11 protein-coding genes, 2 tRNA genes, 2 rRNA genes and 1 riboswitch (1 of these 16 running past the window's edge) are annotated in these 14,612 nt (G+C 44.5%); of the genes, 12 read left to right on the forward strand and 3 right to left on the reverse strand.

Annotation, left to right across the window (positions count from 1 at the left end):
- Window positions 1-20 precede the first annotated feature (20 nt).
- Genes GSR62_RS01095 through GSR62_RS01105 form a run of 3 tightly spaced genes read right to left on the reverse strand, consistent with a single transcriptional unit; the run spans window position 21 to window position 2,371 of the window.
- On the reverse strand, window positions 21-1,130 hold the full coding sequence (locus GSR62_RS01095) for an LCP family protein (protein WP_136344550.1): 1,110 nt from the start codon (window positions 1,128-1,130) through the stop codon (window positions 21-23).
- A gap of 22 nt (window positions 1,131-1,152) precedes the next feature.
- Window positions 1,153-1,524 (reverse strand): DUF1634 domain-containing protein, encoded by a 372-nt coding sequence (locus GSR62_RS01100; protein WP_010690366.1) that lies wholly within the window; start codon window positions 1,522-1,524, stop codon window positions 1,153-1,155.
- A 1-nt stretch (window position 1,525) separates the two neighbouring features.
- On the reverse strand, window positions 1,526-2,371 hold the full coding sequence (locus GSR62_RS01105; RefSeq protein ID WP_010690367.1) for a sulfite exporter TauE/SafE family protein: 846 nt from the start codon (window positions 2,369-2,371) through the stop codon (window positions 1,526-1,528).
- 219 nt (window positions 2,372-2,590) lie between these two features.
- On the opposite strand from GSR62_RS01105, the gene GSR62_RS01110 reads away from it, so the two are divergent.
- The 12 genes from GSR62_RS01110 to GSR62_RS01165 all read left to right on the forward strand — a co-directional run.
- Window positions 2,591-3,397, forward strand: coding sequence for a zinc ribbon domain-containing protein (locus GSR62_RS01110; RefSeq protein ID WP_010690370.1), 807 nt, complete (start codon window positions 2,591-2,593; stop codon window positions 3,395-3,397).
- Between the two features lie 64 nt (window positions 3,398-3,461).
- On the forward strand, window positions 3,462-3,965 hold the full coding sequence (locus tag GSR62_RS01115; RefSeq protein WP_035446881.1) for a GNAT family N-acetyltransferase: 504 nt from the start codon (window positions 3,462-3,464) through the stop codon (window positions 3,963-3,965).
- An 11-nt stretch (window positions 3,966-3,976) separates the two neighbouring features.
- On the forward strand, window positions 3,977-4,507 hold the full coding sequence (locus GSR62_RS01120; protein WP_010690374.1) for an Rrf2 family transcriptional regulator: 531 nt from the start codon (window positions 3,977-3,979) through the stop codon (window positions 4,505-4,507).
- 155 nt (window positions 4,508-4,662) lie between these two features.
- Window positions 4,663-6,342: an acetolactate synthase AlsS gene (alsS, locus tag GSR62_RS01125; protein ID WP_066023912.1), complete on the forward strand. Its 1,680-nt coding sequence runs from the start codon at window positions 4,663-4,665 to the stop codon at window positions 6,340-6,342.
- Window positions 6,343-6,358: 16 nt separating this feature from the next.
- Window positions 6,359-7,081 (forward strand): acetolactate decarboxylase, encoded by a 723-nt coding sequence (gene budA / locus GSR62_RS01130; RefSeq protein ID WP_010690376.1) that lies wholly within the window; start codon window positions 6,359-6,361, stop codon window positions 7,079-7,081.
- 51 nt (window positions 7,082-7,132) lie between these two features.
- A riboswitch (Lysine riboswitch) is annotated at window positions 7,133-7,309 on the forward strand.
- Between the two features lie 115 nt (window positions 7,310-7,424).
- Window positions 7,425-8,909: an amino acid permease gene (locus GSR62_RS01135; protein WP_035446886.1), complete on the forward strand. Its 1,485-nt coding sequence runs from the start codon at window positions 7,425-7,427 to the stop codon at window positions 8,907-8,909.
- Window positions 8,910-9,209: 300 nt separating this feature from the next.
- A complete protein-coding gene (gene serS / locus GSR62_RS01140; RefSeq protein ID WP_010690378.1) occupies window positions 9,210-10,496 on the forward strand; it encodes a serine--tRNA ligase in 1,287 nt (428 codons plus the stop codon).
- Window positions 10,497-10,671: 175 nt separating this feature from the next.
- Window positions 10,672-11,292 (forward strand): histidine phosphatase family protein, encoded by a 621-nt coding sequence (locus GSR62_RS01145; protein WP_066023913.1) that lies wholly within the window; start codon window positions 10,672-10,674, stop codon window positions 11,290-11,292.
- Between the two features lie 432 nt (window positions 11,293-11,724).
- Window positions 11,725-13,288 (forward strand): 16S ribosomal RNA (locus tag GSR62_RS01150).
- An 81-nt stretch (window positions 13,289-13,369) separates the two neighbouring features.
- Window positions 13,370-13,443: transfer RNA gene (locus GSR62_RS01155), tRNA-Ile, on the forward strand.
- Window positions 13,444-13,458: 15 nt separating this feature from the next.
- Window positions 13,459-13,531: transfer RNA gene (locus GSR62_RS01160), tRNA-Ala, on the forward strand.
- Window positions 13,532-13,685: 154 nt separating this feature from the next.
- Window positions 13,686-14,612, forward strand: a 23S ribosomal RNA gene (locus GSR62_RS01165); it runs 1,990 nt beyond the window's last position.
- The 16S and 23S rRNA genes sit together here with 2 tRNA genes alongside, the layout of an rRNA operon.

The raw sequence follows: 14,612 nt of genomic DNA on the forward strand, positions 1-14,612 counted from the left end.
ATACGACGCTGACTCTTATTTTAATTACTTTCAATGTCGATCTGAGCGGAATCAGAAAGAGTATTCCCAGTCGAAGCTTGCTTTAAGTTGAGAGCTGAACGTAAAAGATCGGTGATCCGTTGTTTTTCTTCTGTTGTAGGTACTTCAAATGATTCACCGTTGATCATTTGGCCTTGGCCCCGTAAGCTGTCGGTCTGCATGTCGTGAGTGGCAACGCGATATTTGCTACCTAAGATCACGAGATCATCAAAGCTCAGATCAGTCACCATTTGTTTTGAGATCGTGGAGAGGAATTTCTCATTGATCAAGTTGGTCAGATCGGCACCCTTAAATGCAACTTGTGTCAAGACTTGGCGTTGGCGCGCTTGCCGACCATAATCACCGTCAGGATCATCATAGCGCATACGTACGTAAGCTAAAGCACGTTTGCCGTCCATATGGGTCTTTTTGCCTTTTTCAAAGCTTTGCCCGTCATAGGTGAATGTTAGTAGTGGGTCGACATCAACGCCCCCAACGGCATTGATCAGTTTTTCCAAACCGCCCATATTGATCGTCGCGTAAAAGTCGATCGGGACGTTGAGATATTTTTGGACAGTCTTAACAGCTGTGGCTGAACCACCGTATTCATAGGCAGAATTTAGTTTGCTTGGGAAGTATTCTTCATAGCCCGAGACAGCTACTTCAGCGTCACGCGGCAGGCTGACCACGGTCATTTTCTTTTTCTCGGGATTCAGCACGGCCACGATCATCGTGTCAGTCCGCCCTTTGAAAGTCCGACCTAAAGCACCAGTATCAGTCCCCATCAAAAGGACCGAGATCGGGTGCCCATCTTTTAAGGTCGAATTCACATCACGCGCTTTTTTGATATTTGAAGAATTATAGATCGAATCTGCTGCTTTTTTAGCACTGGTATATTTTTGATAAGCATAGCGCCCGCCAAAGATCAGTGCGACCACAGTGACTAATAGTGTCCAAAAGAAACATCCCCGGCGCTTTGAACTAGGCTTTGCGTGGCGCTGTTTTCGAGCTTTGTGTGTTATTTGATTACGATAAGTCTCACGGCGACTTGGGATCGCAGCGCTAGAGCTAGTGGAGCGGTCATCAGGGTGATTTTGATTGTTGTTTGGCATAAAATTAGTCCTTTCTTTAAAATCAGTGGTGGCCTACGATAACGCTAATGATCAAGATCAACAAGACCAAACTGGTTATTTTGACGTAAAGCATATCTTTTTCTTGGTAAAAGGCATAGATAGAGATCACAACGCGTAAGACCGGGGTCAAGATCAAAAGATAGATCCCAGCCATCATATAAGCGTACGCCTTAAAGCTAATGAGTCCCTGCCAGATCGCAGGTAGAGTAGTTGGAAAGCTCGTGGCCGGATAACCACTGTTGCCTGTGATCAAAAACATAGCAAAGCCTAAGATCATTACGGCAGCTGAGAATAAGACACCGATCCGCATTATTTTACCGATCACGAGCTCGACTTCTAACATTTCTTTGCGTGTAGAGTTATTTTTTGACATTTTAGATCGCCACCCCAAATCCTTTAAGAATCATTTGTAATCCTAAGTAAAGTAGGATCGGGATAAAGATCAAGCGAATGATCTTTGAAGGTAAGACCTGCATGATCCGGGTCCCAATCGTTGAACCGCCTAAGATCCCTAAGGCTAAGGGAACTGCTAGATCAGGTCTGATCGAACCGTTAAAGAAGTAGACCGTTGCACTAGCTGCAGCCGTAACGCCCATCATTAAATTACTGGTAGCACTTGAAGGTTTGAGTGGCATTTTCATCGCCCCGTCCATTGCCATGACTTTAAAGGCACCCGAACCGATCCCAAGCATCCCAGACGCTAGCCCTGCTCCCAGCATGATCAAGAAACCACCGGGAACATTTTCCACTTGATAATCGACCTGCTGTTTGGTGTTTTTGTCATAATAAGAGCTATTAAGATTGAATTTTTCGGCCCATTTATCAGCGGTGACGTGTTGTAAGACTTCTTGGCCACTGCGCATTTTACGGTACATGTTCCAGCTGGAAAAGACCAACAGACTACCAAAGAGAATATATAAGATCATCGGATCAAAGGCCCCGGTCAATAGGGCTCCGATGATCGCCCCGATCGTAGTTGCGATCTCAAGAAACATCGCGACCCGTAAATTCAACACATCATCTTTTAGAAAAGCGATCGTTGACCCGGAACTGGTCGCGATAACAGCGATGATACTAGCTCCGATCGCATATTTGATATCAAGACCCATAGCGAGAGTGACGATCGGGGTAACGATCATCCCACCACCGATCCCGAGAATAGATCCCATGATGCCGGCAAAGATACCGACACCGAGCATAAGTAGTGCTGTATGCAGCATATTAAAACTACCCCTTTATCTATTTAAAATACTAAACATATTAATTTTAGCAAATTATCACAGTATAAATTTTAATAATTTATTAAAGTATGTTCGTGAATCATTATAACAAGGGTCAGGCGCTACTTAAAGCGATTTAAAGGTTTAAGCTTATTAGACCCACTAAAAGAAATTACGTTATAATGGTAAAAACGAGTAACGAAAGGATGCAAAAAAATTATGGTTTATTGTCAACGCTGTGGTCGTGAGATCGATGAAGCGCGCATGCATTGCCCTTATTGCGGTGTCTTACAAGAACGTGAGCTGGAAGGTGAGAAAAAACCTTGTCGCAAGTGTAACGAAAAGATCCCCGTCAATGCTAACTATTGTCCTTATTGTGGGCATGATCAAGCGATCTTTGAGTACCGTGAGACGCCAAGAGAAGCTGAGGAAAAAGAGGTTGAGACCACGCCTGAGCCTAAGCTTGAAAAAGATGCACAGAGTCTAGCCGAATTAGTTGATCAGATCAGAGCAGAAAATGAGAAATATCTAGCTAAAAGACAAGCTGAAGCCAAAGAAGCTCAAGAAAAACGGACTTTTGGAAAAAATGAGAATCCCGAGCCTAACTTGATCGCTTCTACTAAATTGATGTTACGTGACACGTTCAGGACTGATAAACGGATGGGACGAGCAGACTTTTGGTGGGGGTATTTAGGGATCACGATGTTGACGGTCTTGTTGACGTTCCCACTTGCGCTTATTGTCCAAATTTGGCAGTCGGTGGCGCCAGATTCTGCGATGATGGCAATGGAGATCATGGTTTATTTTTTGATGTGTTTTTATATTTTAGAAATGGTTACTGGGTTGATCCGGCGTTTTCGAGATGCTGAGATCCCCGTGCTCTATGTTGTTTTAGCTTTAACAGTCGTCGGTGAGATCATTTGCTTATTTTTAGCAACGCGCCCGCAAAAAGTGACGAATTTGGATTACACCTTTGAAGCGCGGAGCAAAAAGCGACAAAATGATCAAAATAAACCGGGTAGATGATGGCAATTAAAGTGCGGCAAGCGTATAATTTAGATAATGAATGTCGCCAAACGAGGTGGGTGCGATGTTAGAGACAAGGCGCCTTTTGTTGAGGACCTTTGATCCACTAGATGCAGCTGATGTTTTAGAATACACTAGTCAAAAGCAGGTGGCTAAAGATGCAGGCTTTATGCCGTGTGAGACTTTGATGCAGGCGCTATTTTTTGGGAAGATGTTACAAAGTAAAAAGCATTTTGTGATCGAACTCAAAGGACAGCAAAAAGTCATTGGCAATATCGGTCTCTATGAAGTTCCCGCCCACCAAGCTGGACTTGTCTTTGAAGTAGGCTATGTGCTAAATCAAAACTATTGGCACAAGGGCTATATGACCGAAGCGCTTAAGGCACTTAGCTATTTCGCTCAAAGCAAAGGAGCGGTCGGTCTAGAAGCACGAGTTGCTAAGCGAAATCAGGCCTCGATCAAATTACTTGAGCGCTGTGGCTTTGAAGTCATCGAAAGATACGTTGTCAACGAGTGGTTCGTTGTCCAAGAAAATTGTTCACAATTGCTATTTTATAAACAGCTATAGGGGGTGAAAGTATGCAGTTAAAGCGAGGGTTTGAACAATCAGTTTGTATTTTAGCGTTGCTAGCGACGCAAGAACAAGATATTCCCTTATCCTCAACTGTGATCAACGCCCGACTCAAAGGCTCACAGACCTATCTGCGTAAATTAATGCGCAAGTTGGTCGTTGGGGGCTTAGTGACGTCTGCTTCCGGCAATAATGGTGGTTTTAGATTAGCTCGTGATCCAGCTGAGATCGACTTAGCCCAGATCGTTGAAGTAGTCGAAGGGCCACTGGAATCTTATCCAAGCACTGACCTATTCAATGCAGTTTTTTCGGATTTTAAACCTTTGGCTAAGGAGGGCAGTAGTGCGATCCAACGGGCTTTTGCCACAGCGGATGCGCTTTGGATAAAGCAATTATCCCAAGTCACGATCTATCAATTGCTATGTGAGACTTTTAACACCAAGATAATTCCCCGGATCGATTGGAATCATTTGGGTGGGGGCGACCCCGACCAGATCGAAGCCTTGATCAAGAAGATAAAAAATAGTTTGAAATTATAAGCTAAACGCGTACGGAAGATCCCGGCGCGTTTTTTGTTTAGCTGTAAATGAGGCATACGCTTTGGCTTGCACTCTACTTGAAAATAAATTGTGTTATGTATATAGTTATAACTAGAAGTAAGAAAACGTTTAAAATTGAGTAGGGGGAATTAAGTGTGTCGGAAAAAGAATATTACGGCGCGGATGCGATCGTTGATAGCTTGATCAACCATGATGTTAAATTTGTTTTTGGGATCCCGGGAGCTAAGATCGACCGGGTTTTTGAATTGCTTGAACATCCTAAAGATCCACGTACGCCAAAGTTTGTTTTGACGCGTCATGAACAAAATGCGGCTTTCATGGCTGCTGGTGTAGGGCGGATCACAGGGAAACCTGGGGTCGTGATCGCAACGTCAGGTCCGGGTGCTTCTAACTTAGCAACTGGTCTGGTAACTGCCACAGCGGAAGGAGATCCTGTTTTAGCGATCGCGGGGCAAGTACAACGGACTGACCTCTTGCGTTTGACGCACCAAAGCATGAAAAATGCAGCTTTGTTTGAACCGATCACAAAATACAGTGCAGAAGTTCAAGAACCGGAAAATGTTTCCGAAGTGATCGCTAATGCTTATCAAGAAGCTGAAGCCTCTAAACAAGGTGCAAGTTTTGTCTCAGTACCACAAGACGTGACAGATGGTAAGGTCAAGACCAGTGTGATCGAACCACTTGAAGCACCTAAATTGGGACCAGCTAGTCCGATCGAATCGACTTTGCTTTCCCAACGTATCAAAGCAGCCAAGCTACCAGTTCTCTTGTTAGGGATGCGGGCTTCTGATCCTGAAACAACGGATGCAATCCGCCGTTTGATCGCTGCGACACATTTACCAGTAGTTGAGACCTTCCAAGGTGCAGGGATCATCCCACGTGAATTGGAAGATGATTTCTTTGGCCGGGTCGGTTTATTTAGAAATCAACCTGGGGATCAATTGCTCAAGAAAAGTGACCTTGTGATCGCGATCGGTTATGATCCGATCGAATACGAGCCACGCAATTGGAACTCTGATCGTAGTGCCAACATCGTAGTTATCGACTCGATGCGAGCTGAGATCGACAAGAATTATCAACCAGAACGTGAATTAGTTGGTGACATTTCGCAAACATTAGATTTCTTGTTGCCGTACATGAAGGGCTACTCGGTCCCAGAAGAATCAAAGGCTTACTTAGATTCATTGCGTAAGACTTTGGAAAAACGTGACGTTCCGCCTGAAGTGACCAAAGATCAAGTTCAAAGTCATCCATTGAGCATCATCCAAGCTTTACAAGATCGGGTCACAGATGAAATGACCGTGACAGTTGACGTTGGTAGTTTCTATATTTGGATGGCCCGTCACTTTAGAAGTTATGAACCACGCCACTTGCTCTTTAGTAACGGGATGCAAACATTAGGGGTCGCTTTACCGTGGGCGATCTCCGCGGCTTTGGTCCGTCCGAATACCAAAGTGGTCTCGGTTTCAGGGGACGGTGGTTTCTTGTTCTCATCCCAAGACTTGGAAACGGCAGTCCGGTTGGATTTAAATATCGTGCACATTATTTGGAATGACGGTAACTACGATATGGTCAAATTCCAAGAAGAGATGAAATATGGTAAGTCGGCCGCTGTTAAATTTGGCCCCGTCGATTTCGTGAAATATGCAGAAAGCTTTGGCGCTAAAGGTTATCGCGTCAATAAAGCTTCTGAATTAGAAGAAGTATTAGATAAGGCCTTCAAAGAAAAGGGACCAACGATCGTGGATGTACCGGTCGATTACAGTTTCAACCAAGAATTAGGTAAGACGATCTTGGAAGACCAATTACACTGATCGAGGTAGAGGATATATGGAAAAATATGAAAGTCGTGTCTATCAACATGGGACTTTAGGGATGTTAGTTCCCGGTCTGTTTGAAGGCACATTGACGGTAGCTGACCTGTTAGAGCATGGCGATTTTGGGATCGGGACAGCCAGTGGGCTGGATGGTGAAATGGTCTTGTTAGATCACACACCTTATTTGGTCCAAAGCACAGGTGAGGTCCGGATCTTAAAGCCCGAGGAAAAAGTGCCTTTTGCTACGGTCCACTTTGATCAAGCCAAAGATACGTTTACAGTTAGAGCTTTGACGCAAAAGCAGCTAGGTGAGCAGATCTTGGCTAATTATCCGTACAAAAATCTGTTCTTTGCAGTTAAGATCACGGGGCGCTTTAACAAAGTTAAGACACGTGCGGTCGAAAAGCAAACCCGGCCCTATAAGACCTTGACGCAGGTAGCGGATGAACAGGCTTTGTTTGATGCTGAAGCGATCACGGGTACGGTCATTGGTTATTTTGCACCAGAAATGTTTCAAGGGATGGCAGCAGCCGGCTATCACTTGCATTTCTTAGCCGATGATAAGTCAATGGGGGGCCACTTACTTGATTTTGAGATCGAGCAAGCTACGGTCCAATTGCAGCCGTTTGCTACGATCGAGCAACATTTCCCAGTGGCAGATCAAGAATTTTTAGCAAAAGACTTGGCGATCGCTGATCTACATGCTCAGATCGAGCAAGCGGAGGGACAAAATTAAAGATATGTCTTGCAATTAGATCGCATCCAAGTTAAAATTGGAAATTGAAAACGTCGAAGAAGAGGTCGCAAAAACCATCAGTAGCTAGGTGGAGTTGATAAAGCAACGCTGAAACCTAGTGAAAGGGGAATTTGCCGAAGCTGGGCAAACTTTATTTTGTCTAGGCTGGGGCCCGGTTTAAGAGATCGGGAACTGTCGTAGTTGTAACTACGGAGCGCTATCGAGATGAGTGGCAGTTTGCTACAAGAATGAATTGATAGATGATCAAAGCGCACTTTCGATGTCTCGGAGGTGCGCTTTTTATATGCTTGCACGACTTCTCTAAAAAATAGGAGGAATTTTCATGGCAGAGAAGAATACAATGAAGCGGTCATTGAAGACAAGACATTTGTCGATGATCGCACTTGGTGGTAGTATCGGGACTGGTTTATTTGTGGCCAGTGGCTCAGCGATCTCGACCGCGGGACCTGGTGGCGCTTTGGTGGCGTATCTAGGGATCGGTCTGATGGTCTACTTTTTGATGACATCTTTAGGGGAGATGGCAACTTATCTTCCGGTGACAGGTTCGTTTGCGACTTATGCGCGCCGCTTTGTTGATCCGGCATTTGGTTTTGCGATGGGATGGAATTATTGGTTCAACTGGGCGATCACATTAGCGGTTGATATCTCGACGGTCGCCTTAGTTTTGAAATTTTGGTTCCCACATGTTCCAGCTTGGGTCTTTAGTTTATCAGCATTACTACTTATCTTTTTTATCAATGCCTTATCAGTTAAATCTTTTGGTGAAGCTGAATACTGGATGGCTTTGATCAAAGTCGTAACAGTTGTCGTCTTTTTAGCAGTTGGGTTACTAACGATCTTTGGTATTTTAGGTGGGCATGCAACTTACTTAGAAAACTTTACCAAAGGTGATGCCCCATTTGTTGGGGGGATCCCAACGATCTTGAGCGTCTTTGTTGTAGCCGGGTTCTCTTTTCAAGGGACTGAATTGATCGGGATCACAGCCGGTGAGACTAAAGATCCTGAAAAGAGTTTACCAAAAGCGATCAAACAAGTCTTTTGGCGGATCTTGCTCTTCTATATCCTTTCGATCTTTGTGATCGCCTGCATCATTCCTTATACGAGTCCAAACTTATTAGGTTCTGAAGCAAGCGATATTGCGATCAGTCCATTTACCTTAGTCTTTAAGCGGGCCGGTCTTGCTTCCGCTGCTTCGGTGATGAATGCTGTTATTTTGACTTCGGTCTTATCGGCGGCTAACTCAGGGATGTATGCCTCGACCCGGATGTTGTTTGCTTTAGGTGTCGATGGCGATGCACCGAAGATGTTTTCGCGGGTCAACTCCCGTGGGATCCCGATCTTTGCTTTGCTCGGGACGACGCTCGTTGGTCTATTTACATTTTTAGCAAGTATCTTTGGTAATCAAGTCTATACTTTCTTAGTGAGTGCTAGTGGTTTGACTGGTTTTATCGCTTGGATCGGGATCGCGGTCTCGCATTATCGTTTCCGCCGTGCTTTCAAAGCGCAAGGTCATGACTTAAGTGAGTTGAAATACAAGGCTAAGTGGTTCCCATTTGGTCCGATCCTAGCCTTGATCTTGTGTATCTTAGTCATCATCGGCCAAGATATCCAATCATTCAAGGACTTTAACTGGCAAGCGATCGGGGTCTCCTATATGTCAGTTCCATTGTTCATCATCTTGTATGCTTACTATAAGATCAAATATAAGACTAAAGTTATTCCATTGGATGAAGTGGATCTGACCCCACATGATATTTCCAAAGAAAAAATGGAAATGCAAGAAAAAATCGATGAAAGTCTAGAATAGACTTGCTATTTTGCAAAATAAATATTATGATACTGGTATAAATAATCGAAACATCTGAGTTCGCCATAAGTAGGCATGACAGAGACATGGTGGTCGCTGCAAACCATGACGCCGAAACTCCAGCGTAACCTTGTATGGGCGGGTAATGCCGCACGGGAAAACCGTTATTTGTATATGAGTGCGACGTTATGTCGAACTTGGGTGGTACCGCGAAAAGAGTCTTTTCGTCCCAATTTAGGGGACGGAAAGGCTCTTTTTTTCGATTAGATAAAATAATTAGCTAAATTAGGGGGCAATAAGATGTTAGATATTAAAATGATCCGTCAAAATCCAGATGATATCAAAGCTCGTTTAGCAACACGTGGTGTGGAAGCTGAAACGATCGATACATTATTGGCAAAAGATAAAGAACGCCGTGAACTTTTGGTGCAATCAGAATCTTTGAAGCAAAAGCGCAATGAAGTATCCGAAGCGATCGCGCAAGCTAAACGTAACAAAGAAGATGCGACCGAAGCGATCACAGCAATGCGTGAAGTCGGTGGCCAGATCAAACAACTCGATGCACAATTAGCTGAAGTTGAAGAGATCGTCCATGATATGGCTGCGCGTTTACCAAACTTGCCTAACGCAACGATCCCAGTTGGTCCGGATGAAGATTACAACGTTGAATTACGTAAAGTGGGTACACCACGTAAATTTGATTTTGAACCTAAAGCTCACTGGGATATCGGTGAAGATCTAGGTATCTTAGACTTTGAACGTGGGGCTAAAGTTTCTGGGGCACGCTTTGTCTACTATAAAGGTTGGGGTGCACGTTTGGAACGGGCAGTCTATAACTTTATGTTGGATGAACACGCTAAGGAAGGTTATACCGAAGTTTTACCACCATATATCGTAAATGCCAAGACAATGTATGGTACAGGACAATTCCCTAAGTTCAAAGAAGATGTTTACCAAGTAAATGGTGAAGATATGACTTTGATCCCAACTGCGGAAGTTCCATTGACTAACTACTACCGTGATGAAGTTATCCCAACAGATCAATTGCCAGTCTACTTTACAGCTTTGACACCAAGCTTCCGTTCAGAAGCTGGTAGTGCAGGACGTGATACGCGCGGTCTTATTCGGATGCACCAATTCAATAAAGTTGAAATGGTCAAGTTCGCTAAACCAGAAGAGTCATATAATGAATTAGAAAAAATGACTCAAAATGCCGGTGATATCATGGAAAAATTGGGCTTGCCATACCATGTGATCACTTTATCAACAGGTGATATGGGCTTTAGTGCAGCCATGACACATGACCTTGAAGTTTGGATGCCAGCGCAAGATACTTACCGTGAGATCTCAAGTTGTTCTAACTGTGAAGATTTCCAAGCACGGCGCGCACACATCCAATACCGTGATGAAAATGGCAAATTACAATTCGTGCATACTCTAAACGGCTCAGGTCTAGCTGTTGGTCGGACAGTTGCCGCTATTTTGGAAAATTACCAAAATGAAGACGGTTCGGTTACGATCCCTGAAGCTTTACGTCCATATATGGGTGGTTTAGAAAAGATCACAAAAGATGATCCTGAAGCATAATTATTGAGATGATCGTGGATAATGCGGTCAGTGCCGCATAAATGATAAGAGACCCATCATGATTTTGTATCGTGATGGGTCTCTTGCTGTATTGTTGAATATGTTACGGAAGTTGCACGAATAAATTGGATAGCGTAAAATGTAACAAGTGATTTTTCGAAAGGATATATAAGAGATGACAACTTTTTATTTAGTACGCCATGGTAAAACTGAGTATAATCGTGACGGCCGTCTGCAAGGGGCTGTCCATGATTCGCCCTTATTGCCCCAAAGCATAGCTGATGCCAAACAAACCGGTAAAGCTTTAGCTGATATCGATTTTGTAGCAGCTTTTTCCAGTCCGCAAAAGCGTGCTTTAGATACTGGTAAAAATATCGTAGCGCAATTTAAGACGCCGTTACAGTTTGAGACTTTAGATGATCTAAAGGAATTTGATTTTGGGATCTGGGATGGTGACCTAGCGACTGAACATCAAGCTGATCCTATTTGGCAGGCGTTTTTGAATGATCCACTCAATTTTGATGGAAGTGCGATCAAGGCGGAAAACTATTCTGAATTAGCAGAACGTGTAAAAAGGGCTTTGATCCAGATAGCTAAACGTTATCCAGAAGGTAATGTCTTAGTGACGGCACATGCGTTAGTGATCACCTTTGGAGTCAAATATCTTTTAGGAAAAGATCTTAATACTATTCGCCGTGAAGGACTAGTTGCTAATACATCGATCACAGTTTTAGAAACTAACGATCAGGCAACATTTGAACTGCAAAAATGGAATGATACAACGCACTTAAAATAAATTTAAAAAAATTGTTGACGTTGGCAGTAAGACTTGGTAATATATTATTTGTCGTTGAGATGACGACAACAACTTAAAAAAAGTTATTGACATTGAGTTGTTGATAATGATAAGATATAAGAGTTGTTGTTGAGATCAACGATAACAAAAAATTAAAATATTTATTGACAAATCATTTGATGATTTGGTAAGATAAATAAGTCGCCTAGAAATGATGCTTAAATAATTATTTAAAAATAATTATTGACATCGATTCTGCGAGATGATATAATAAAGAAGTTGTTGCTAAACAGCTGATTTATAAAAAGTAGATCTTTGAAAACTGAACAAAGTTTCGATAAGCAAATGTGCAGGGTCTCTTATCTAAGTGGTAAGAGCAATAAACATTTTGCGAAGTCAATTCGCTAGTAAAAAATAAAGAGTCACAAACTTTAAATTGAGAGTTTGATCCTGGCTCAGGATGAACGCTGGCGGCGTGCCTAATACATGCAAGTCGAACGAAACTTCTTTATCACCGAGTGCTTGCACTCACCGATAAAGAGTTGAGTGGCGAACGGGTGAGTAACACGTGGGCAACCTGCCCAAAAGAGGGGGATAACACTTGGAAACAGGTGCTAATACCGCATAACCATAGTTACCGCATGGTAACTATGTAAAAGGTGGCTATGCTACCGCTTTTGGATGGGCCCGCGGCGCATTAGCTAGTTGGTGAGGTAAAGGCTTACCAAGGCAATGATGCGTAGCCGAACTGAGAGGTTGATCGGCCACATTGGGACTGAGACACGGCCCAAACTCCTACGGGAGGCAGCAGTAGGGAATCTTCCACAATGGGCGAAAGCCTGATGGAGCAACGCCGCGTGGGTGAAGAAGGTCTTCGGATCGTAAAACCCTGTTGTTAGAGAAGAAAGTGCGTGAGAGTAACTGTTCACGTTTCGACGGTATCTAACCAGAAAGCCACGGCTAACTACGTGCCAGCAGCCGCGGTAATACGTAGGTGGCAAGCGTTATCCGGATTTATTGGGCGTAAAGGGAACGCAGGCGGTCTTTTAAGTCTGATGTGAAAGCCTTCGGCTTAACCGGAGTAGTGCATTGGAAACTGGGAGACTTGAGTGCAGAAGAGGAGAGTGGAACTCCATGTGTAGCGGTGAAATGCGTAGATATATGGAAGAACACCAGTGGCGAAAGCGGCTCTCTGGTCTGTAACTGACGCTGAGGTTCGAAAGCGTGGGTAGCAAACAGGATTAGATACCCTGGTAGTCCACGCCGTAAACGATGAATGCTAAGTGTTGGAGGGTTTCCGCCCTTCAGTGCTGCAGCTAACGCAATAAGCATTCCGCCTGGGGAGTACGACCGCAAGGTTGAAACTCAAAGGAATTGACGGGGGCCCGCACAAGCGGTGGAGCATGTGGTTTAATTCGAAGCAACGCGAAGAACCTTACCAGGTCTTGACATCTTCTGACAATCCTAGAGATAGGACTTTCCCTTCGGGGACAGAATGACAGGTGGTGCATGGTTGTCGTCAGCTCGTGTCGTGAGATGTTGGGTTAAGTCCCGCAACGAGCGCAACCCTTATTGTTAGTTGCCAGCATTAAGTTGGGCACTCTAGCAAGACTGCCGGTGACAAACCGGAGGAAGGTGGGGATGACGTCAAATCATCATGCCCCTTATGACCTGGGCTACACACGTGCTACAATGGACGGTACAACGAGTCGCAAGACCGCGAGGTTTAGCAAATCTCTTAAAGCCGTTCTCAGTTCGGATTGTAGGCTGCAACTCGCCTACATGAAGTCGGAATCGCTAGTAATCGCGGATCAGCATGCCGCGGTGAATACGTTCCCGGGCCTTGTACACACCGCCCGTCACACCATGAGAGTTTGTAACACCCAAAGCCGGTGGGGTAACCTTTTGGAGCCAGCCGTCTAAGGTGGGACAGATGATTGGGGTGAAGTCGTAACAAGGTAGCCGTAGGAGAACCTGCGGCTGGATCACCTCCTTTCTAAGGATAATTTCGGAAACCTGCATTTTATCGAACTTTGTTTAGTTTTGAGAGATTTACTTTTCTCAAGGTTGCTTATTTGGGCCTATAGCTCAGCTGGTTAGAGCGCACGCCTGATAAGCGTGAGGTCGGTGGTTCGAGTCCACTTAGGCCCATTAAATAAATATTTTGGGGCTTTAGCTCAGCTGGGAGAGCGCCTGCTTTGCACGCAGGAGGTCAACGGTTCGATCCCGTTAAGCTCCATTGATAACGTTGGTTATCAAACTTGTTCTTTGAAAACTAGATAATATCTTTTATTTCTTTGTTAATTAAAATAACCGAGAACACCGCGTTTTAAAGAGTTTAAAACATTAATGTTTAATCGCTAAACTCATAACCATTATCGTAAGATAATATAGGTTAAGTTATTAAGGGCGCATGGTGGATGCCTTGGCACTAGGAGCCGATGAAGGACGTGACTAACTGCGATAAGCTTCGGGGAGTTGTAAGTAAACTGTGATCCGGAGATTTCCGAATGGGGAAACCCAGCAGGAGTAAAGACCTGTTATCACTGAGTGAATACATAGCTCAGTCGAAGGTAGACGTGGGGAACTGAAACATCTAAGTACCCATAGGAAGAGAAAGAAAATTCGATTCCCTGAGTAGCGGCGAGCGAAAAGGGAACAGCCCAAACCAGAGAGCTTGCTCTTTGGGGTTGTAGGACTGGACATTTGAGTTACCAAGAAACGAAGTAGTTGAATGATTTGGGAAGATCAGCCAGAGAAGGTGATAGCCCTGTAAGCGAAACTTCGTTTCCTCAGCCCAGTATCCTGAGTACGGCGGAACACGTGAAACTCCGTCGGAATCCGGGAGGACCATCTCCCAAGGCTAAATACTCCCTAGTGACCGATAGTGAACCAGTACCGTGAGGGAAAGGTGAAAAGCACCCCGGGAGGGGAGTGAAATAGTTCCTGAAACCATGTGCCTACAAGTAGTCAGAGCCCGTTAATGGGTGATGGCGTGCCTTTTGTAGAATGAACCGGCGAGTTACGTTAGCGTGCGAGGTTAAGGCGTAAAGGCCGGAGCCGTAGCGAAAGCGAGTCTGAATAGGGCGAATGAGTACGTTGACGTAGACCCGAAACCAGGTGACCTACCCATGTCCAGGTTGAAGGTGCGGTAAGACGCACTGGAGGACCGAACCCGTGTATGTTGAAAAATGCTGGGATGAGGTGTGGGTAGAGGTGAAATTCCAAACGAACTTGGAGATAGCTGGTTCTCTCCGAAATAGCTTTAGGGCTAGCCTCGGAGTTAAGGATCGTGGAGGTAGAGCACTGTTTGGACTAGG

Origin of the sequence: Ligilactobacillus animalis, assembly GCF_009933595.1 — a bacterium.
Taxonomy (GTDB): Bacteria; Bacillota; Bacilli; order Lactobacillales; family Lactobacillaceae; genus Ligilactobacillus; species Ligilactobacillus animalis.